The sequence below is a fragment of the Dyella sp. C11 genome (genome assembly GCF_003121485.1).
Classification (GTDB): Bacteria; Pseudomonadota; Gammaproteobacteria; order Xanthomonadales; family Rhodanobacteraceae; genus Dyella.
Genome location: NZ_QAVX01000001.1, coordinates 515365 through 535960 on the forward strand (window position 1 = coordinate 515365; position 20596 = coordinate 535960).

Below are 20596 nucleotides of genomic sequence, written 5' to 3' on the forward strand. Positions count from 1 at the left end.
GAAATGGGTCTTGGACACTTATACGCCGGCGCCGTAGCTTTTTCACCAGGCGAGCCCCGAAGTGCCTCGTCGAAAGCCTCAGCCATTCAACCCTCGTGCGTTCCAGCAACACGGAACGCAGCCAAGACCACTGGAGAATTGACCATGCAACAGTTTGCGCGCGTTCTCACCAGCAACGGCGTTGTCCCTGTCATCGTGAAGGATGGCAATCACCTTGACCTTCGCCCCCTCCTGCCCGACATCACTCCGGATGCCATCGCGAGCGGCCTGCTCGACAAGGTGGATACGACGGGCTTGTCTCCCATCCAGGGCGAATTCACCTTCCTTGTACCGATTGCCGGCATTCGCCAGATCGCAGCCACGGGCTTCAACTACCGCAAGCACATCGAAGAATTCAAGATGACACCGCCGACCGAGCCGGAGGTTTTCCTGAAAGCCATCACGTCGCGGTCCGGTCCCAGCGATGCGATTTCCCGCGGCCCCAACCCCAACGTGAAGCTCGACTGGGAAGTTGAACTGGGCATCGTGGTCCGACGCGAAGCGACCGACATCACCGCTGACGAAGCGCCCAATTACCTGTTCGGCTATGTCTGCATTAACGACGTGTCCGATCGCGACACGCAGGTCGATGCGCAGAAGCAGCAGCACTTGGTACGTGCCAAATCGCGCCCTGGTTATTCGCCGGTCGGCCCCTATCTGACCACCGGTATTGATGGCATGAATGTGGATGTCTGGACCAAGCTCAACGGCAAGTATGAGCAGCAGGGGAATACCAGTGACATGCTCTTCTCGATTAACGAGATGCTGGCCTACTTCTCGACGCACATGACACTACTGCCCGGCGACATCCTGGCCACTGGCACGCCCCCTGGTGTCGGCTTCGGCAAGAACCGCTTCATGCAGGTGGGCGACGTACTTGAGTGCGGTATCAGCAACCTCGGGTCTCAGCGCCACGACATTCTGCGTTGACCATAGGCGACGCGGTCGCTCGTCTGTCTTTCATTTCCCCCACGCCCGAACGACCTCGCGGCGATCCGCGCATCGCCGCGACGGTGGCTTGCATCGATCTGTCGAGACTCTTCTATGGCATCGCCAACTTATTGGACTATCGCCCTGGAAGGAGTTGTACACGCTTGCCGCCATCGCACCGGTGTCCATCGTTCTTCGCTTTTCCGTCCGGAGGCCAGAAAACCTGCGCCTTCAACTGAAGGACGCGTCACTTTGAATGGGATCCGCAACTATGAAAACCACCTGTGTTTCGACCGTCCTGATCGCTTCGCTTGCTGTTATCAGCAGCTCGGTGTCCGCCACGCCTGCTTCGACCACCGCAAGCAAGACGTCGTACGCCTCGGCCACGCCGTGCCATCGCTCCCACGAAGACAATGCACAAGGCAGCCGAATCAACGGCCGCGCTGACTGGGATGTCGACTATCCATCTCAGCTTGCGCCACAGACACCTGGCTCGACTCATCACCATGCCCCGCGCTGAGCGGTCCCTCCGACGCGTGCGAGTTACGCCGTACGCTCCACCCATTGCGCACGCCAGGCGGGCGCATCGAACGGATCGGCGAAGTACTGCGTCTCATGCGATACCTTGCCATCGCGGAATGCCATGATGCTGACGGTAAATGCGCGTTTGCCCTGGTAGTCGATGGTGTACTCCGTGACCCAGAGATCTCCTTCGCCTTGTATGCGCCGCACCTGGAATCCGGATGGCTTGCCCGGATGGTGGCTGCGCAGGGCTTGCAGGTTGTGCTTGCCGTGGATGACTTCGCCTGACTGCGGGTATTCGCAGATGGCATCGTCGTGATAGATGTCGTGCTCGGCGGCTTGATCACCTGCCGCTGAGGCGGCCCAGTGGGCGTCGAGGGCGGCTCGGATGCTTTGCGCGTTCATGGCTGGCCTCTGTGCATTCGTGGCCGAAAGGGAACGTACGGCATTGCATCACGATCAGGGTGAGGCGAGCGTTGAGGGCGTCCCTTGACCGCAGGGAAACACGCATGGCGTCTAGAATGCCGGCGCTGTGGAGCGAGCCGGAGCTGACGGATGCGCAAAAAGACCCAACGGTTGGATGGCTGGCCGGGTGCAGTCGTTTCGAGGCGATTCTTCGAACGTCCCGCAACCACCGTTGCGCCGTTACTGCTCAACAAGATCCTCGCCTGTGCCGACGGACGAGCTGGCCGTATCGTGGAAGTGGAAGCGTATGCGGGCTCGGTGGATCCGGCGGCGCATACGTATCGCGGCAAGACGCCGCGTAATGCAGTGATGTTTGGCCCGGCTGGGCACATGTATGTGTACTTCACCTATGGCATGCATTGGTGCGCCAACTGCGTGTGCCGGCCGGCGGGTGAGGGTGTGCTTATCCGTGCGCTCGAGCCGCTGCTCGGCCTGGACAAGATGCGCGGCCAACGTCCCTGGGGAACCATGGATCGCGAGCTCTGCCGCGGCCCCGCGCGTCTGACGCAGGCGATGGGCATCAACGGCGAGCAGAACGGGATCGATCTGGTCGGTGCACTCGATGGTTATGCCATTGTCGATGACGGCGTGGCGCCACCGAAGCATCTGGCGGGTACGCCGCGCGTGGGCATACGCGTGGGTGTCGATTTTCCGTGGCGCTGGCGGGTGCCGAACAATCGCTATGTGTCGGGTCCGGTCGCCACGTCGTGAGCTGCTGCGCGCGTTGGATGCTCAGCGCTTGCGCGTTGCCTGATGGAGCGCGTGGTACGCCTCGACCAGCTGTTCGAGCGAGAACGCCCGATTGCGTCCGCTGGGATTGGGCAGCACCCATGCGCGCGAACCGCCAAAGGCCTCGGCCTGCAAACCCCATGCGACATCGTGGCGGCCGACCAGCGCCGCGTACGCCACCTTTCCCAGGAAGGCGACCGTGCGCGGCGCATAGTGTTCGACCCTGGCGGTAAAGCCTGCTGCTTCGGACAGGAAGTCGGCACGCGTCAGTTCATCGGCACCTGCCGTCGGGCGTCTCACCACGGAGGTGATGCCACAGCGATATTCGAGCAGGCGGCGATCTTCTTCGGCGCGAAGCACCTCGGGTGTGAAACCGGCGAGGTGGAGCACGCGCCAGAAGCGATTGCTGCGGCCGGCAAAATGATGGCCGGTGGTCGCGGCAAGCAAGCCGGGGTTGATGCCGCAGAACAGCACGGCGAGATGCGGGGCGATGACGTCGTGAAGCGTGTCAGGCATGACGTTCCGCGCAATGGCGGAATGGCAGCTGATGCATGCAGAAGCTCTCCTGTGGCGAACTCTTCATCCGGTGATGATCGTTACGGCCTTTTGAGCGAGTTTGCGCAGATCCTTTTTCGATGTTCCCGCACGTGCGCGGATGGCAATGGTGTGCATCGTCGCGGAAGCGAGCAAGGCGAGTGCGCCCACATCCGCGTCCTTGGCCAGTTCACCCTTGTCACGAGCCATGCGCAACCTGCCTTCGAAACACGCGTCGAGTTTGCGAAGGCCGTTCCTGACGATGCCTTGGATTTCGCCATCATCTGCGGCTTCGGTGATGGCCGTGCCGAGCACAAAACATCCCCGTGCGTTACCTTCGCCAGAAAAATAGATGGCCAACGCTGCCTCGTAGACGCGCATCAGCGCATCCTTCAGTGAGTGATCACCCTTCAGGGCATCGTGCATCACGCTGGACTTCATGTCCCAGTAATCGACCAGCGTCCGCACATAAATCGCGTGCTTGTCGCCGAAGGCTGCCCGCAAGCTTGGCCGATTCATGCCGGTCGCCGCGCTGATGTCATCGAGTGATGTGCCTGCATAACCAGCCTTCCAGAAAGCATCCGTGGCCTGGCGAAGGGCGACGTCTGGTTCGTAGGCACGGGGACGGCCGCGCGGCCTTATCACCAGATCATCTTTTTTTGTACTTTCTCGCATAAAAATATCGACTCCGGGTCTTCACTTGAATATTATTCGAGATGGAACAAAATTAAAATTGGCCTTTCATGGCGGCGGCCCACGGCAATCCGCCTGCTACAGACCGCCAGCGAACGCACCCCCGGGCACGCGTTGAGTCACAGCGCGCGGCCCATTCACTCCATTCCGGAGTCATCGACATGACTACTTCGTCAACTTTTGCAGACACCAGGATTCCGCTGGCAGGTGGCCAACAAGGCATGCCAGCTGCCGGATTCGGCACGCTGATCCCCGATCCTGTTGCGGCCAAGCGTGCTGTCAAAGCGGCGCTTGAGACCGGTTTTCGCCATATCGATGCCGCCGAGGCCTATCGCAACGAGGATGTGGTGGGTGCAGCCATGCAGGAGTCGTTCGCGGCGGGCGTGGTTCGGCGCGAAGAACTGTTCGTCACCACCAAGCTGTGGAACAACAACCACCGCCCCGAGCGCGTAAGACCCGCGCTTGAAGCAAGCTTGCGTCGCCTGCAGCTGGATCATGTGGATGGCTACCTTATCCATACGCCGTTTGCGTTCCAGCCGGGCGATGAACAGTACCCGATGGGTGGCGACGGACAACCCATCTACGACGATGGCGTCACGCTGCTGGAAACCTGGCAGGCGATGGAGCAACTGGTGGACGAGGGCAAAACCCGTTTCATCGGGCTTTCGGATATTCGCCTGGACAAGGTGAAGGAGATCTACGCTGCTGCCCGCATCAAGCCAGCCGTGGTGCAGGTGGAAAGCCATCCCTATCTACCGGAGTGGGAGCTGTACGAATTCTGCAGGGAACATGGCATCGTGTTGCTCGTGTTTGCTCCGCTTGGACACGGCATGGAGCCACGGGTGGTAAACGATCCCGTGATCGTCGATATCGCACGCCGCATGAACAAGACGCCGGCGCAGGTGGCGCTCGCCTGGGCGGTGCAGCGTGGTACGGCGTTCCTCACCACCTCGACCAACCCCGATCATATTCGGGAAAACTTCGACATCTCGGTCTTGCCGGACGATGCGTTTGAGGAGATGCAACACGGCATCACCACGCGAGTGCGATTGAATCAGGTGGTGGAAACCGGGTTGCCCGGCTTCATTCCACGGGGCTGATTGCGGCGGCTCTTGGCCTCTTTCCGGCGCCGGCCTGGATCGCGCAGAGGCAAGCACTCATGACCGTCGCGCCGATAGCCAGTTCGTTCAGGGGTTCAATGCTCCGTCGCCCTGCAGTTCATTCGTGAACCTTCAATAGTGAAGGTTCAATTCCTCGACATTCGGCCGGTTGGACTCATACCACTCCTGGAATTCTTCTTCGCTCAATTCATCGGGAGCGTAGACCGCCACTTCGTCCCATACGCGATGCGTCGGCCTGGGCAGGCGTGGGCCGCCGCGCAGCGAGAACGTGATGCCATTCCGCTCGATCAGCTCGGGTGCATCATCACGTTGCTCGCGTTCCACAGCGTTGTGCGCGATCAACAGGATGGCTGAAATCATGGGTCGCTCCTTCTTGGCTCCAGGCCTCAGTTAGAGCCTTATTGCTCATAAACGCAAGCCATGTGCTTGTGGTCTGTTGCCACGGGCCTGCGTTGTGCACGCACTTCTTCCACAAGTAGTCCACTTGGCGGGTGCTATTGCTCGGCCATGTCCGCCCTGCGCAAATTCTTCACGGTGATCCGCTCGACCGTCGATGCATTCGCCGACGATGAGTTGCTTACGCGGGCGGCGGCGCTTTCATTTTATGCGGCGCTTTCGCTTGCACCGCTGCTGTTGCTGCTGGTGTGGGCGGTGTCGATCGTGCAGCCGGACTGGATTGGCGGGGTCACGCAGATGCTGGCCACCGTGGTCGGCGAGGGAGGCGCGGTAGCGATCAACGACGTATTGGATGCGGTGAAGGGCAGGACCTTGTCCGGCAACGTGGCGAGCATCATCAGCATTGGTATCACCGTCTTCAGCGCAACCGCCGTGTTCGCGCAGTTGCAGGGCACGCTCAATCGGGTGTGGCGGGTGAAGCCCAAGCCGGGCGCGGCCATCGGCGCATGGCTGCGGGCTCGTGCGCACGCGGCGGCGTTGCTGGAGGGCCTGGGTTTCCTGCTGGTCATTTCGTTTGTCATCAGCACGGCGATCCGCTCCGTCATCCACGGCCAGGGCGAGCTGTGGACAGCGCTCGGTGCCACCAGCGGATTGATCGTGTTGTTCGTCGCCTTCTGCGCCATCTACAAGGTGTTGCCGGACGCGCTGGTGGATTGGTCCGACGTGATGCTGGGCGCGGCGATCACCAGCCTGTTGCTGCAACTGGGCCGCTACGTGATCGATTTCTATCTTGAGCGCGCCAAGGTGGGCAGCGCTTACGGTTCCGCCGCGGGCCTGGTGGTGCTGCTCACGTGGATGTACTACTCCGCGGTGGTGGTGCTGACCGGTGCCTCGTTGACGCGTGCGCTGGCCGATGCGTACGGCAAGCCTATCCGTCCCAGCATGCACGCCGTGGAATTTTTGCCGGGTGAGGTGGAAGTGCCACCGGACGACGCACACGATGACCGCTCCAGCGGAGCGCCTTGACGCGTCAGTTACGCCACCAGGCGTCGACGTCCTCGGCGATGCGCGGCAATGCATCGGTGGCATCCACGACGAGCACATCCGGTTCGCCGATGGGCGGCTCCAGATCGCGAAACTGGCTTTCCACCAGCGTGGCCGGCATGAAGTGGCCCTGGCGTGAGCCAACGCGCGCGGTGGCAGCCTCGGGTGACAGCGAGAGATAGACGAAACCGAGGCGCGGCACGGCAGCACGCAGCGTGTCCCGGTAGCGTTGCTTGAGCGCGGAGCAGGTAAGCACCACACGCTCGTTGGCGGCCCACGCGGCGGCCAGTTCACCGGCCAGTTGTTCCAGCCAGCCTTGCCGATCGGCATCGGTCAGCGGCATGCCGGCGGCCATCTTTGCGACGTTGCTGGCCGGGTGGAACACATCGCCTTCGATAAGGCGCGCGCCGGTGCGTTCGCACACGGCACCCGCCACGGTGCTCTTGCCACAGCCGGCGACACCCATCACCACGATGGCGCGCATGTCATGCCTCATGGATTGTCCTTCCCTGGTCATGCGGCATAGCGTACGCGCTTACTTGCCCTGGTAGCTCACGCGCCAGATCACGTTCGATCCATCGTCGCTCACCAGCAGCGAGCCATCGTGGGCTACGGTGATGCCGACGGGGCGCCCCCATACCTGGCCGCTCGGCAGCGTAAAGCCGGTGAGGAAGTCCTCGTACTCGCCGCTTGCGCGGGCGGTGCCGTGACGTGGCACGCGTATCACTTCGTAGCCCACGCGCACCGAGCGATTCCATGAGCCGTGTTCCGACGCAAAGATGTCGCCGCGATACTCGTCGGGAAACTGCGCGCCGTCATAGAACGTGAGCTGCAGCGAAGCATTGTGCGGATGGAGCAGCACATCCGGCACGATGGTCTTGCTGCCCAGTTCCGGGTGCTTGCCGGCGTGGCGCGGATCCTGATGGTTGCCCATGTACCACCACGGCCATCCGTAGAAGCCACCTTCCTGCACATGCGTGATGTAGTCGGGCACCAGGTTGTCGCCCAGGCCGTCGCGCTCGTTCACAGAACACCACAACTCGCCGCTTTTCGGATCGACGGCGAGGCCCACGGCGTTGCGTATGCCGCTGGCGTAGATGTGCATGTCCGAACCGTCCGGCTTGAACACCAGGATGTCGGCGCGGTTCTTTTCTTCCGGGTGCGTATCCGCATCGTCCACGTTGGATTTCGAGCCCACGGAGACGTACATGCGCGAGCCGTCCGGTGAAAAGGCGATGTCGCGCGTGGAGTGGCCGCCGTCGCTGTGCGGCAGGTCCGCGATGTGTTCGGGCTTGCCCGAGGCCTGCACGTCGCCATCCTTGTAAGCGAAGCGAACGACGGCATCGGTGTTGCCCACATACATCCATTGCGGATGTTGGGCGGGGTAGAACGCGATGCCGAACGGCTGCTTGAGCCCCGTGGCGAAGACGTGCGTTTCTTTCGGACGGCCATCCGGCGTGATGCCGCGGAACATCGTGATGCGTCCGGCCTTCGTTTCGGCCACGAAGACGTCGCCGTTGGGCGCGGTGCGGAGCAGGCGCGGGTTGTCCAGCCCCGTAGCAAACAGTTCCACCTTGAAGCCGGGCGGCGCCTTCGGCCACACGTTGTCGGGGCGCGCCACCAGCTGGGGTCCGTTGCCCGCCGATGTGGTCGCGTAGGGCTTGGGCAGATCGGCTACGGTGATCTTGCGGCTGGTGCCGGGCGACTCGTAGCGGAAATCCGTAAACGGCGGTGTGGGTGCGGGCCAGTCACCCGGCGTCATGGATGCCACGGCCTTCGGCGCGCTGGCGTCGGCTTTGCCGGCATCGAGCGACTGCAGGTAGCTCACCAGCTTCCAGCGCTGGTCTTCCGTCAGGCTGCTCCACGCCGGCATGCCGTTGGGAACGTCGCCCTGGGTAATGAACCAGAACAGCGCGCCCGGCGTCGCTTTCTTTACACCTGCGCTGGCAAGCGGGGGAACGTTGCCATTCCCCTGTGCGGATGCGCCGTGGCAGCTGGCGCAATACGTCCCGTACAAGGTCTTGCCGTCGCCGACGGCGTTCGCCTGATTGGCATTGGGGTTGCGCAGGTCATCCGTGGATGCGGGCGCATGGTGGAAGCGTGGGTTGTCGTCCTGTCCGTGCGCATGCAGCGAGATCAATCCGGCGCAGGCACCGATGACGGCTAACGACATCGCGTAACGACGTGCCCCTGCATGCAAGCGACGCTTCATGGCTGATCCTCGAAACATTCGGGAAAAGAAGCTGCGGATGGATGTCCGTCAAGTCGAGCGCTGAAAGCGTGACGACGGCGTGGAAACACCATCACCATGTTTCATGGAAAACATGACAAGCATGGCGCAAGGCGAGCATGTTGAGTGCTCGCCTTGCATGACAACTTTGTCACTTGCCTCCCGCGAGGTGGAGCCGGGAAGATGACCGGCTACGCCCGTGCAAGGGTGTGCTGCTGCGTCAGCCAACCTGTTCGCTGGCCGACTTGCCGTAGCTCGGTGGACGATCCGCCGGCGATGCACCAAAGGCCGTGTTCGGCTTGTCGCCCATCACGAAAAGCAGCGTGCCGCCAGCTGTGAGTTCGGCATGGCTGATCCAGCTCTTCGTCCACGGCTTGCCATTCCACGTCACGGACTGGATGTACGGACGCCCCTTGCCGTTGCCCTGCGTCTGCACGACCAGTTGCTTGCCGCCCGGTAGCTGCATCTGGGCGCGATCGAGCAGCGGGCTGCCGAACACATAGTGCGTGCTCACCGGGTCGACCGCGTACAGGCCCATGGCGCTCATCACATACCACGCGCTCATCTGGCCGCAATCCTCGTTGCCGGGCAGGCCGTCGGGTTCGGCGCGATACATGGTTTCCAGCAGCATGCGCACGCGTGCCTGCGTCTTGTAGTGCGCGCCGGTGTACGCGTAGAGGTAGGGCATGTGGTGCGCGGGTTCGTTGCCGAAGGCGAATTGGCCCACCATGCCGGCGATGTCCGGCGGCGCGTCGGCGGGCAGCTCGGCGTCGGTGGTGAACAGCTCGTCCAGCTTCTTCTCGAATTTGTCCGAGCTGCCGAACAGCTTCATGTACGAATACACGTCGTGCTGGTTGAGGAAGGTGGCCTGCCACGCGTTCGATTCGGTGAAGTCGCGCCACTTCTTGGAGTGCCCGATGGCAGTTGGATCGAACGGTTCCAACCACGTGCCGTCGCTGCCACGCGGGCGCACGAAGTTCATGGTCTTGTCGAAGACGTTGCGGTAGTTCTGCGAACGCGCCTTCAGCGCCACGGCGTCGTCGTGATGGCCGAGTTGCTCGGCGTAGTGCGACATCACCCAGTCGTCATAGGCGTATTCGAGCGTCTTGCTGACCGCTTCGCCTTCCACGTCGCTGGGGATGTAGCCACGCTTGCGGTATTCGGGCAGGCCGAAGTAATCGTCTTCCATCGCGCGCTTGCGGAACACCGGCCACGCAGCGGCGTAGTCGATGCCGGTGAAACCCTTGGCCTGCGCTTCGGCGATGACCACGGCGGAGTGGTAGCCGATCATGCACACCGTTTCGATGCCCTGCAGCGGCCACACCGGCGGACCGGCGGGGCTTTCCTGCGCCATGCGCACCAGGCCATTGACGATATCGGGCACGCGCTCGGGCTGATAAAGCGTGAACAGTGGGTGCTCGGCGCGGTACGTATCCCACAGCGAATAGGTGCTGTAGTTGTGCTCGCCCTTCGGCAGCTGGTGCACCTTCATGTCCATGCCGCGATAACGGCCATCCACATCGCTGAACAGCGTGGGCGCAAGCATGGTGTGGTAGAGCGCGCTGTAGAAGGTCCGCGTGACGTTGTCGTCGGTCGATTCAATGCGGATGCGAGCGAGTTCCTTCTCCCACGCCGCCTCGGCAGCCGCCTGCACGCCGTCGAAATCCCACGCGGGAATTTCCGCGGACAGGTTGCGCAGCGCGCCTTCCACGTCCACGCCGGAAATACCGACCTTCACCAGCAGTGGTGCATCGTCGAGCCGGTCGTAGAACAGCGCGGCCTTGAGGTTGGTGCCGTTGGCCTGCGCGCTGCCATCCGCCAGTGCCTTGTCGTCGGAGTACAACGTGCCGCGCTTGAACGGGCGCGAGACTTTCATGGCGAAATAGATGTGGCGACCGTTCGCCCACTGGTGTACGCGACGGCCGCCCACCAGGGTGTCGTTGCCGATCAGCTTGAGTTCGGCGTCGGTGACGCGGGTCGGCGTCTTCGGGTCGTCATGAAAGCCGTGCTGGAAATCGACCAGCAGATGCGCTTCGCCCGATTGCTGGAACGTATAGCGATGAATGCCGGCGCGTTCGGTGGCGGTGAGCTCGGCGAGCACATGGCTGTCGGTGAGCTGCACGCAGTAATAACCCGGCCGTGCCTGTTCGCCGGTGTAGTGCGAGCGATACCCCTTGATGCCCGTCTTGTAGCCCTTGGGCGCCGCGCCCTTGCCCGCGTGCACACCGTCGTAGCGGGACGTGTAGTTCACGCCGTCGTAGTCGCGGTCGCCGGGTTGCAGCAGCACGGGGCCCATGGCGGGCACCACCAGCACGTCCAGCATGTCGGCGGCGCCCGTGCCGGACAGATGCGTGTGCGAGAAGCCCATGATGGAACCGTCGCCCTGGTGGTAGCCGGAGCTGCCGTCCCACTGCGAGTCGTTGGTGTCCGGACCCAGCTGCATCATGCCGAAGGGCATCGTGGGGCCGGGGAACGTATGGCCGTGGCCGCCGGTGCCGACGAACACATCCACGTGGCGTGACACGGCATCAGCCAGCGCGGTTTTCTTTGCGGGTGCGGCGAACGTAGGCAGCGTGCTGACACTGCTGCCCAGAGCGGTGAAGGCGGCCAAACCTTGCAGAAAGCGTCGGCGCGAAACCATGGTGACTCCTTGGAAGGTGCGGATGCTGGAGTGACTGTTGCCCGTCATCCCTGCGAAAGCAGGAATGACGGTGAGGGATATGAGTGCTTGGGCGAGAGTTCGCGCACGCGTTCAGAGCGTGCGCAGCACGGCGGGCTGGCGATCAGCCAATTCGACGATCAGCTCGCCGAACAAGGTGTTGGCCCAGGCGAACCACGTGCGCGTGAAGTTCTTCGGGTCGTCCTGGTCGAACGACTCGTGCATGAAGCCGGTGCCGGCGTGCGTGCTCTTGAGCCACGCCAGGCATTGCGCAATCTCACGCGTGTCGTTGGTGGTGAACGCACGCATCATGATCGACATTGGCCAGATCATGCGCAGCCCTTCGTGCGGACCGCCCACGCCTTCGGCGGCGCTGCCCTTGAAGAAGTAAGGGTTGCGCATGCTCCAAACCTGCGCGCGCGTGCGCTGGTAGCGCGCGTCGTCCTGCGCACAGGCGCCGAGATAGGGCAGGGCAAGCAGGCTGGGTACGTTCGCATCGTCCATGAACAGCTGGTTGCCGAAGCCATCCACTTCGTAAGCCCAGTAGTCGCCGGCATCACTGTGGATCACACCGTGGGTGTCGGCTGCGCGCTGGATTTCGTCGGCCAGTGCCACGCAGTCGCTGGCGGTGGTTTCATCGTGGCGTATCGCGCGAAGCATGTCCGCGAGCTGGCGCAGGCTGGTCACCGCGAACAGGTTGCCGGGGATGTTGAACGGATACACCGTCGCGTCATCCGAGGGACGGAACATCGCGTGGATCATGCCGACGGGCTTCGTCGGATTGCCGTGGCCGAGCAGGAACTGCGACTCGGTGGGGCGCGGCGATGTGCGCTGGAACTGATACGGGCCAGGGCCCTCCTTGCGCTGCTGTTCGCGGAACGTCTTGAGCACGATGCGCATCGCGTCATGCCAATCGTCATCGAATGCGCTGCTGTCGCCGGTGGCTTTCCAGTAGCCGTGCGCCAGGCGGATCGGGTAGCACAGCGAATCGATTTCCCACTTGCGCTCGGCCACGCCGGGCTTCATGTCAGTGATGTCGTGCTGCGCCCAGTCCAGGTTCGACTTGGCCGCGGGGTCCGGCATGAAGGCATTGGCATAAGGATCGATGCGGATACAGCGTGCGTGGCGATGGATCAGGCCACGGAACAGCTGTTGCAGTGCCTTGTCCTGCTTCGCCAGTTGCACGTAGGGCCATACCTGCGCGGACGAATCGCGCATCCACATCGCATCGATATCGCCGGTGACGATGAAGGTATCGGGCTTGCCGTCCAGTGTGCCGACGTTGACGGTGGTGTCCAGCGTGTTCGGGAAACAGTTCTCGAACATCCACGCCAGTTCCGGATCGGCGATGCGGGCCTTGGTTTGCGCCAGCAGCTTTTCCACGGCCGCGCTGGTGAACTTGCGCTTGCCAACGGGCGGACGCTGGCTGACGAAGGAGGCCTTGCCGGCAGCGGCGATCGCGCCGTTGGAAAGCAGCGAGGCAGCGGGCGCGAGCGCCATCCATTTGAGCAGGTTGCGACGGGTGGTGATCACTTGGCAGTCTCCGGTTGCACGGCATCCACGAGCGAAGTCATTTTCAGGGCGGCTTTCAGGCTCGCCACGTCAGCACCGCTGTTCACGGCGATATCCACGTGCTCGCCGGGCAACAGGTCGAAGGCATTCATGGAAAGGTGCGCATCGAGCTTGCCAAAGTCGATCCACACCCCGCGCGCGAGACGCCTGGCGCTGATGCGCAGCGTGTTGCCGTCGTCGCGCCATTCGGCCTTCAGGCCCGGCTGGCGGGGAAGAGCCAATGTCTTGGCCACGTCGAAGTAGAGCAGGTGATGCGCAATGACGTTGCCGTTCTCGATGACGTCGAAAGAGGCAACGGTGTTGGCGGGTCGTGCGCTGTGCAGCAGCTGCGCGTCGCTGAACTCCCCGACGTTCGTGCTGCTCAGCGCCGCACCATCGACAGGCTTGCTCTGCTCGCTGAGCATCTTGCCGTTCATGTCGTAGACGCGCGTGCGCAGCGTTGCCTGGAAAGGCGTGGTGCGGTCCGAGACCAGGTGAAGCGTGGTCTGTCCGTTCCGGCGGGTGGGTACGATGTCCACCGGCGCATAGAAGCGCTTGGCGTGGAACTGCAAGGCCTTCCAGCGACCGTAGTAGTCGATGCTGGACCACGACGGTCCCGGCCACACGTCGTTGAGCTGCCAGTACAGCGATCCCATGTTTTGCGGGCGCGCGCTGCGCAGATGCTCGGCGGCCAGCTCGATACCTTCGGCCTGCATCAGCTGGCTGAGATATACGAATGAGGCGAAGTCTTTCGGTTCGCCGTAATTCGCGCGGATGTAGAGCAGCAGGCGGTCGTTGCCGTTGCCGTTGGCAAACTTCTGGTGCGCGCGCATCACCGGCGAGTTCGGCGCCATGTCGGCCGCTGTCGCGAAGCTCTCGATGGTGGCCATCACCGGGAACGATTGCAGGCCGTACTCGGACTGGAAGCGCGGCGTGATGTCCAGGTAATGATCGATGGGCTCGGAACCGGACCACACCTTCCAGTAGTGGTAGTCGCCGTCGTTGAGCACGTTGGCTTCACCGTCGAAATCCGTGCTGGGCGAGCTGGCCCAGTAGGGTACGTCGGGATCGTTGTCCTTAACCACCTTGCGCAACGTGTTGCCGAACAGCTCGCGCATGCCGTTCTCGATGCGCTGGCGCTCGTCCGCGCTGATCGACTTCTTGAAGTCTTCGCGATCCGGCCAGGATTCCCAGCCCGTCTGCACTTCGTTGTTGCCACACCACAGCACGATGCTGGGGTGGTTGCGCAGGCGGCGCACCTGTTCCTCCGCTTCCACGCGCGAGTTGCCCAGGAATTCGTGGTCGTACGGCGTAATCGCGCCGCCGAACATGAAGTCCTGCCAGATCATGATGCCGAGCTGGTCGGCCATGTCGTAGAACGCGTCGCTCTGGTAATAGCCGCCGCCCCACATGCGCAGCATGTTCATGTTGGCGTCGCGCGTGGAGGTGAGCAGCTGCTTCAGCTGCTCGGGCGTGGTTCGCTCGGGGAAGCTGTCGGTCGGGATAAGGTCCGCGCCCTTGGCGAAGATCGGCACGCCATTCACCACGAAGGCGAAGCCGCGGCCCCACTGATCGTGATCGCGTTTCAGCTCGACGCTGCGCAGGCCGGTATTGCGATCGGCGCTGACCAGCGTGCTGCCTGCGCGGGTCACATCGACATGGAAACGGTAGAGGTTCTGCTCACCGTAACCCGCGGGCCACCAGCGTTCGGGCTTGGCGATGGCGAAGGGCACGTGCAACGCGTTGTCGCCGGCGGTGAGCGTGACATCCTGGGACATCGAGCCGGTGCTGCCATCGGGCGCGGTCCAGTTCACGTTGACGCGAGCCGGGCCGGCCTTGCCTGCCTGAAGCGTGACATCGGCGGCGAGCTGTGCGTTGTCGGCATCCACATGCGGCTGCGCGATGTGGAAATCCTGCAGGCGCGCATCGGTCCAGCTTTCAAGGTTTACAGGCTGCCAGATACCCATGGTGACGAAGCGCGGGCCCCAATCCCAGCCGTACTGGTAGTTGGCCTTGCGGACGTAGTTGGATGTCTGTCTGCCCTTGGGCTCATCGCCGAAGGCCGTGTCGAATTCGCCGGGAAGGGCGTATGGCTGAATCAGCAGCCAGGGCTGCAGCTTCGCGATGGGGGAATGCAAGTGCACGGTGAGCGTGTTGCTGCCTGCGTGCAGGATCTTCTTCACCGGCAGGCGCCACTGGCGGAACATGTTGCCGGTCTTCAGCAGCGGCTTGTCGTTGAGCACGATGTCGGCAAAGGTGTCCACGCCGTCGAACACCAGATCCACGTGGTCCTGCTTCAGCGTGGCGGCGTCGACGTCGAAGGTGAGCTGGTAGTCCCACTCGCCCAGGCCGATCCATTGCAGTTGCGCTTCGTTGTCGCGGTAGAACGGGTCGCCGATGTTTCCTGTCGTCAGCAGGTCGGTCTGCACGCTGCCGGGCACCTGTGCGGGCGGCCAGTTCGTCTGGTCCGCGTGCTGGGCGGCCAGCGCCGAGTCGGGTACGAGCCGGAACTGCCAGCCGGTGTTCAACGGCGTGACGGTGGCGGAAGCCAGCGTGAGTGCCGGCGCAAACGCGAGGGCGGCCAGCAGGCCAAGAGACAGACGGGTCGGCGTTAACAAGGCAAGGCGCTCCGTTTCTTGCAGAAGAGCTTCTTATCGCACAGGCGGCAGAAGCGGTCATCGTTCCCCAAAAAAATCGGGCGCCACAAGGGCGCCCGTAAGTGGGGGGCTTACAACTTGAAACCCAGGTTCAGTGTGTAGGTACGTCCGTTCTTGTACGCGTTGAGCGGTTCGGCCGGCGTGTTGTTGTAGACGAAGTACGTCTCGTCCAGCAGGTTGGTGCCATCCAGCGACACGCGCATGTGATCGTTGATCTGGTAACCGATCGATGCGTCCAGTTCGCGGAAGATGCCGGTGATCTGCGAGGACTGCAGCTGCGCGATCTGCGTGAAGTACGACGAGCGCCAGCTGTAGGTCACGCGTGCGCTCCACGGCCCGTGCTCGTAGTACGGCGTAAGGTTGAACGCGTTCTTGGAGTTGTACGGCAGCGGGAACGAGTTGCTGGTGTCTGCATCCGAGTAGGTGTAGTTGGCCAGCAGGCCGAAACCGTAGGCGTAGTTGCCCTGGTAGGTCAGCGACACGCCCTTCACCTTGGCGACGCCGGCATTCACCGGAATCTCCATCGAGTAGCTCGCATCCTGCAGCGTGGTCAGGTCGAAATGCGTCTGCTGCACGTTGGTGTTGAGGATGTAACCGGAAATGCGGCGATAGAACAGTTCCGCCGACAGCAGGCTGTTTTCGCTGAAGTACCACTCGGCCGAGGCGTCGTAGTTGGTGGACTTGTACGGCTTCAGGTCCGTGTTGCCACCGGAACCCGTGAGCGTGCGGTCATCCAGGGCCACGTACGGCGTCATTTCCTGGTAGCGCGGACGGGCGATGGTCTTGGCGGCGGCGAAGCGCAGCGTCACGTCTTCCATGGGGTCGTACGCAATGTTGAACGACGGCAGCCAGCCGCTGTAGCTGCTGCGCTTGTCCACGGGTGCGTACACGTTCTCGCCGACGGAGTTGTAGCCCGTCACCGTGTCGCGCGTGTGGTAGTAACGCGCACCGAAGTTGCCACGGTAGTTGTCGCCGCCGAAATCACCCTGCACGTAGAACGCGCGGTTCTGTTCGGCAATGGCGTAGGTGGCCTTGGGGTCCATCGGCGCGCTGGTATACAGCGACTGCACGTAGTCCTTGAGTGCGCCCGGGCTGATCGTGGTCCAGTCGGCCATGCTCGACGTGGCGTTCAAGCCCGAGAGATAACCGCTCGGCGTGCCGCCACCGGCCAGATCGGCCAGCGAAACGCCCGAGCCATCCGGCGAAGGGATCAGCGCGGCGTAGCCGGTCTGTCCGTTGTAGTGGTTGCTCGCCTTGATGCCGAATTCGATTTCGTTGAGCGGCCCCAGCGCCAGGTCGTGGTTGAAGTCGGCCTGGAAGTAGCGCTCCTTGTCGAAGCTCGGCGCATAGCTGAAGCCGGCGCCGTGCGCGAGCATCGTGCTGGGATCGTTCGGCGAGTTGAAGTTGATCTGCGGGTTCTGGCCGGCGAGGTTCCAGTTGTAGCCACCGAAGCCCTGGAACTGCACGTTGTAGATGCCCTGCGAACCACCGCTGGAACTGGTGTAGCCCAGCTGGCTGGACGCATTCCAGCCGTTGCCGTGCCAGTCTGCGCGCAGCTGCGCCGAACCCGTATTGACCTTGGATTCGCGCTCGTAGCCGTCGAGATACGTCGGGGCGTCGGCGCCGTACGAACCGCTGGTGGCCACGCCGTTGGTGAAGTTGAGCGCCGTGGCATCCGGTGCGCTGCCGGACCAGTCGCCGTAGTGGCTCTGGTTGAAGTTGTTGAACTTCTCGGTGACGTACAGGCCGGTGAAGTTCAGTTCGAACGCTTCGTTCGGCTTCCACTGGATGCCGGTGGACACGCCATCACGCTTGCGCTCCTGCTCGAACAGCGCCGTGTTGATGGCGGTGGGGTACACGCCCGTGGTGCCGGGCGGCACCACCGTTGGCGAGAACTGGTGGCCCGGGTCGGTGTCGGTGGGATCGTTCGCGCGCTGGTAGCCGAAGATCTCGGTGCCTTCGCGCTGGATGGTGCGATCCGAATGCATCACCGAACCGAGGATGCCGAACGTGTGGTCGTCGTTCTTCCAGCTGTAGAGCAGCGAACCCTGCGGCTCGCCCTTGTCGGCGCGGTCGTTGTACTGGTAACCGAGGTTGCCGGTAAGCGTGTTGGCGGGCAGATCCAGCGGACGACGCGTGTTCACGATCACCGTGCCGCCAATGGAGCCTTCATCGATGCGCGCCTGCGGTGTCTTGTAGACCTCGGCGGTGCCGATGATCTCCGAGGTGAGCAGGCTGTAGTCGAACGAGCGGCTGTCCGGGTTGTTCGGGTCGGACGTCCAGTTGGTGGAAGCCAGCGTCTGGCCGTTGAGCAGCAGGCGGTTGAGCGCCGGGTCGGTGCCGAGGATGCTGACCTTGTCGCCTTCGCCGAAATTGCGGTCGACGCTGATGCCGGGCAGGTGCGACAGCGATTCGGCCACGTTGGTATCGGGGAACTTGCCCACGTCTTCGGCGGAAATCGCATCGACGATGGAGTCGGAATTGCGCTTGAGATCCAGCGACTTCTGCAGGCTGGCGCGAATGCCGGTGACGGTGACACCTTCCAGCTGTTGCGCCTTGTTCGGATCGACCGTGCTCGGCTGGGCGCTGTTGTTCTGCTGCGCGGCGTTCTGCGGCGGATTGCTGCCTGCGTCCTGTGCCATGGCCGACGCGCTGGCGATCAACGCTGCGGCCATGCCCATCCAAAGTGCGTTCTTGCGATAGATCACGCGTACCTCTCTCTGCAACGACAGTGCGTTGGCTGAGCCGTGGGACAGCGCGTGGGGACACGCTGTCCGTGAGTTTTTCGGCACAAGTTCGCCCGCATCGCCTGCTGGCAATGGCTGGGTTCGTGCCGTGATGAACATCGAAGGGGCCGGCGGGGGTCTGGGAACCGGTCAGACCCCGCGCCGGGCCACTGGCATCGTGTGGGGCAGCCAGCGGACTCGGTCATTCTTGAAGTCCGCTGATAACGTTGTCAACAGAAAATTTCACTCGATCTAAAGAAATTGACTGTTGTCTAATCTATTGAAATAAAACAGTTAATTGACGCCGCCAAATATTGCATCGCAATATGAAAAGCGACACTTTTGAATCGATCCAAGAACGCAAGCCCGAGCGGCCGATTCCCCTGGCGTCGGGAAACGTCGGTGCCAGCAGGCTTTCGCGCCGAGAACGCCCCGGACGCCGGGTCGGGTGGTGGGGAGGAACCGTTTTGTTGCAATGCACCGCAAAGTGCTGCGGTTTGCGCCGGTCGTTTCACGAAGCCGTCATAACGCCCACCTAGTCTGCCGGCCCGACTTGGCGCCGTAGCCTTCCTCGGCAAACGCGGTGGATGGAGGCGAGGTGCGTGAAAAGCATGGGGCATGGTCGGCGTTGTTCGCGGAGAAGGGCGCGACGCTAAGCAAATATTTCCTCCGGCGCGTGTCGCACCGCTGGGACGCGCAGGACCTGGTGCAGGAGGTCTATCTGCGCCTGCTGCGCATCGGGCCGGACGATGCGGCGAACATCCGCAGTCCCGAGGCTTACCTGTTCACCGTGGCCGCGAACCTGGTGAAAGAGCACGCCGTGCTTCGCCAGCAGCAGCCCTTGGGCAGCGATGAGCTGGATCAGGTGGTGGAACAGCTGGTGGCGCCCACCAACGTCGAAGCGGACATGGACAGCGCGCTGCGCAGCGAGCGTCTGGGCGTGTTGATCGACCGCCTGTCGCCCAAGTGCAAGGCCGTGCTGATCATGCATTACCGCGACGACATGTCGTATCGCGACATCGCCGAGTGCATGTCCATTTCCACGAACATGGTGAAGAAGTACATCGTGAAAGGCTTGGCGGCGTGCCGGCAAAGGATGGCCGACTATGAATGATTCCACGCAGTTCGATGCCGCGCGCCAGGCGCGACGCATCACCGAGCAGGCGGTGTCCTGGTACATCGAGCAGCAGGAACCGCTGAGCGAACGCCAGCGCGTGGCCTTCCTCAACTGGTTGCGCGCGTCGCCGCGTCACGTGGCGGAGTACTTCGCCGTGGCGCAAATGCACGGTGACTTCAAGGCTGCCGCCGCACTGAAGACCATCACGGCCGAGCAGCTGGTGGAACAGGCGGGCCGCGACAATCCGGTGGTGATGTTCCCCTTGATGGGACCCGCCATGCGCAAGGAACCCGCGCCACGCACGGGTCGCACGCATCGAGCGCTGAAAGCGGTGGCAGGCGTGGCCGCTGCGGTGGTGATGGCGTGGCTGGGCACGGATTACTGGCGCGCGTCGCGCGGCAACATCGAGCAGATGTATCAGGGTGACGTGGCTTCGGTACGTTCGCTGACCCTGCCCGATGGCACCCTGGTGCAGCTGGAGCAGGGCGGCGCCATTCACGTGCATTTCGATGGCCGCTACCGCCGCATCGAGGTGGTGCGCGGCAATGCGCTGTTCGATGTGGGCAAGGACGCGAAACGGCCCATGTTCGTCAGCGTGGGCGGCCACGTGCTGCAGGACATCGGTACGGTGTTTGACGTCAAGCGCGATGCGGGTGGAGACACGCTCACGGTCATCAGCGGTCGGGTGCGCGTGCTCGATGCGCCAGCCTCCGCACTCAAGGGCATGGACCTGCCCTTGCTCGATGGCGTCGTTGTGGCCGACCTCACCGCCGGCCAGCAGATTTCGATGGGCGCCACGCAGGTGGGCACGAAGCAGCCCGCGCAGATCGCCAAGGTCACCGCCTGGCTGCCCAGCGAGATCCGCTTCCAGCATGAGACCATCGGCAATGTCGCGCGCCGCTTCAATGCGTATACCAGCAAGCCCCTGGTGATCGACAACGCCACCATTGCAGATGAACGCATCAGCGGCATCTTCCACGCGAACAATCCCCAGGCGTTTGCTGCGTATCTGGCGACGCTGCCGGATGTGCGCGTGATCGACGAGAGCGATCGCGTGCGTGTGGTGGCGTCGAATCAAACGGCAATAAAAGCGGATCGACTGTAAGAAAAGATTCATGCAATTGGCGGTACCCGGTTTCGCATCGATGGGCTCTTCAAAGGTATAGGCCGGCAAAAGATGCAT

General features: G+C 62.8%; 16 protein-coding genes. 6 read left to right on the plus strand and 10 right to left on the minus strand.

What is annotated here, in order from left to right:
• The first annotated feature begins 144 nt into the window (after positions 1 to 144).
• Positions 145 to 969, plus strand: coding sequence for a fumarylacetoacetate hydrolase family protein (locus tag DK366_RS02210; RefSeq protein ID WP_157956428.1), 825 nt, complete (start codon positions 145 to 147; stop codon positions 967 to 969).
• 543 nt (positions 970 to 1512) lie between these two features.
• Here DK366_RS02210 and DK366_RS02215 read toward each other — a convergent pair.
• A complete protein-coding gene (locus DK366_RS02215) occupies positions 1513 to 1896 on the minus strand; it encodes a nuclear transport factor 2 family protein (RefSeq protein ID WP_109123859.1) in 384 nt (127 codons plus the stop codon).
• Positions 1897 to 2046: 150 nt separating this feature from the next.
• Between DK366_RS02215 and DK366_RS02220 the strand changes: the two genes are divergently transcribed.
• The gene (locus DK366_RS02220; protein WP_109123860.1) at positions 2047 to 2667 is read left to right on the plus strand and encodes a DNA-3-methyladenine glycosylase; all 621 of its coding nucleotides are present in this window, start codon (positions 2047 to 2049) and stop codon (positions 2665 to 2667) included.
• A 21-nt stretch (positions 2668 to 2688) separates the two neighbouring features.
• Here DK366_RS02220 and mug read toward each other — a convergent pair whose 3' ends face one another.
• Both mug and DK366_RS02230 read right to left on the minus strand, forming a co-directional pair.
• On the minus strand, positions 2689 to 3201 hold the full coding sequence (gene mug / locus DK366_RS02225) for a G/U mismatch-specific DNA glycosylase (RefSeq protein WP_109123861.1): 513 nt from the start codon (positions 3199 to 3201) through the stop codon (positions 2689 to 2691).
• Between the two features lie 63 nt (positions 3202 to 3264).
• Positions 3265 to 3894, minus strand: a complete 630-nt coding sequence (locus DK366_RS02230) for a TetR/AcrR family transcriptional regulator (RefSeq protein WP_109123862.1) — start codon at positions 3892 to 3894, stop codon at positions 3265 to 3267.
• A 179-nt stretch (positions 3895 to 4073) separates the two neighbouring features.
• Between DK366_RS02230 and DK366_RS02235 the strand changes: the two genes are divergently transcribed.
• A complete protein-coding gene (locus DK366_RS02235; protein ID WP_109123863.1) occupies positions 4074 to 5012 on the plus strand; it encodes an aldo/keto reductase in 939 nt (312 codons plus the stop codon).
• Positions 5013 to 5144: 132 nt separating this feature from the next.
• On the opposite strand, the gene DK366_RS02240 is transcribed toward DK366_RS02235, so the two are convergent.
• Positions 5145 to 5393: a hypothetical protein gene (locus tag DK366_RS02240; protein ID WP_109123864.1), complete on the minus strand. Its 249-nt coding sequence runs from the start codon at positions 5391 to 5393 to the stop codon at positions 5145 to 5147.
• Between the two features lie 147 nt (positions 5394 to 5540).
• Here DK366_RS02240 and DK366_RS02245 point away from each other — a divergent pair, with 147 nt between their 5' ends.
• Positions 5541 to 6455, plus strand: coding sequence for a YihY/virulence factor BrkB family protein (locus tag DK366_RS02245; RefSeq protein WP_109123865.1), 915 nt, complete (start codon positions 5541 to 5543; stop codon positions 6453 to 6455).
• Between the two features lie 4 nt (positions 6456 to 6459).
• On the opposite strand, the gene DK366_RS02250 is transcribed toward DK366_RS02245, so the two are convergent.
• From DK366_RS02250 to DK366_RS02275, 6 genes are all read right to left on the minus strand, one after another.
• Entirely contained in the window at positions 6460 to 6969 is a 510-nt protein-coding gene (locus tag DK366_RS02250; RefSeq protein WP_109123866.1) for a gluconokinase, read from the minus strand.
• Positions 6970 to 7008: 39 nt separating this feature from the next.
• On the minus strand, positions 7009 to 8685 hold the full coding sequence (locus DK366_RS02255) for a PQQ-dependent sugar dehydrogenase (RefSeq protein ID WP_198651384.1): 1677 nt from the start codon (positions 8683 to 8685) through the stop codon (positions 7009 to 7011).
• A 238-nt stretch (positions 8686 to 8923) separates the two neighbouring features.
• Positions 8924 to 11344, minus strand: a complete 2421-nt coding sequence (locus DK366_RS02260; protein ID WP_109123867.1) for a GH92 family glycosyl hydrolase — start codon at positions 11342 to 11344, stop codon at positions 8924 to 8926.
• A 111-nt stretch (positions 11345 to 11455) separates the two neighbouring features.
• Positions 11456 to 12892: a glycoside hydrolase family 125 protein gene (locus DK366_RS02265; RefSeq protein ID WP_109123927.1), complete on the minus strand. Its 1437-nt coding sequence runs from the start codon at positions 12890 to 12892 to the stop codon at positions 11456 to 11458.
• The gene (locus DK366_RS02270) at positions 12892 to 15531 is read right to left on the minus strand and encodes a glycoside hydrolase family 2 protein (protein ID WP_109123868.1); all 2640 of its coding nucleotides are present in this window, start codon (positions 15529 to 15531) and stop codon (positions 12892 to 12894) included. The genes DK366_RS02265 and DK366_RS02270 overlap by 1 nt, the downstream gene beginning before the upstream one ends.
• A 110-nt stretch (positions 15532 to 15641) precedes the next feature.
• Positions 15642 to 18278 (minus strand): TonB-dependent receptor, encoded by a 2637-nt coding sequence (locus DK366_RS02275; RefSeq protein ID WP_232820868.1) that lies wholly within the window; start codon positions 18276 to 18278, stop codon positions 15642 to 15644.
• 616 nt (positions 18279 to 18894) lie between these two features.
• On the opposite strand from DK366_RS02275, the gene DK366_RS02280 reads away from it, so the two are divergent.
• Both DK366_RS02280 and DK366_RS02285 read left to right on the plus strand, forming a co-directional pair.
• Positions 18895 to 19410, plus strand: a complete 516-nt coding sequence (locus tag DK366_RS02280) for an RNA polymerase sigma factor (protein WP_109123869.1) — start codon at positions 18895 to 18897, stop codon at positions 19408 to 19410.
• On the plus strand, positions 19403 to 20518 hold the full coding sequence (locus DK366_RS02285; RefSeq protein WP_109123870.1) for a FecR domain-containing protein: 1116 nt from the start codon (positions 19403 to 19405) through the stop codon (positions 20516 to 20518). Before DK366_RS02280 ends, DK366_RS02285 begins: the two co-directional genes overlap by 8 nt.
• Positions 20519 to 20596: the final 78 nt, after the last annotated feature.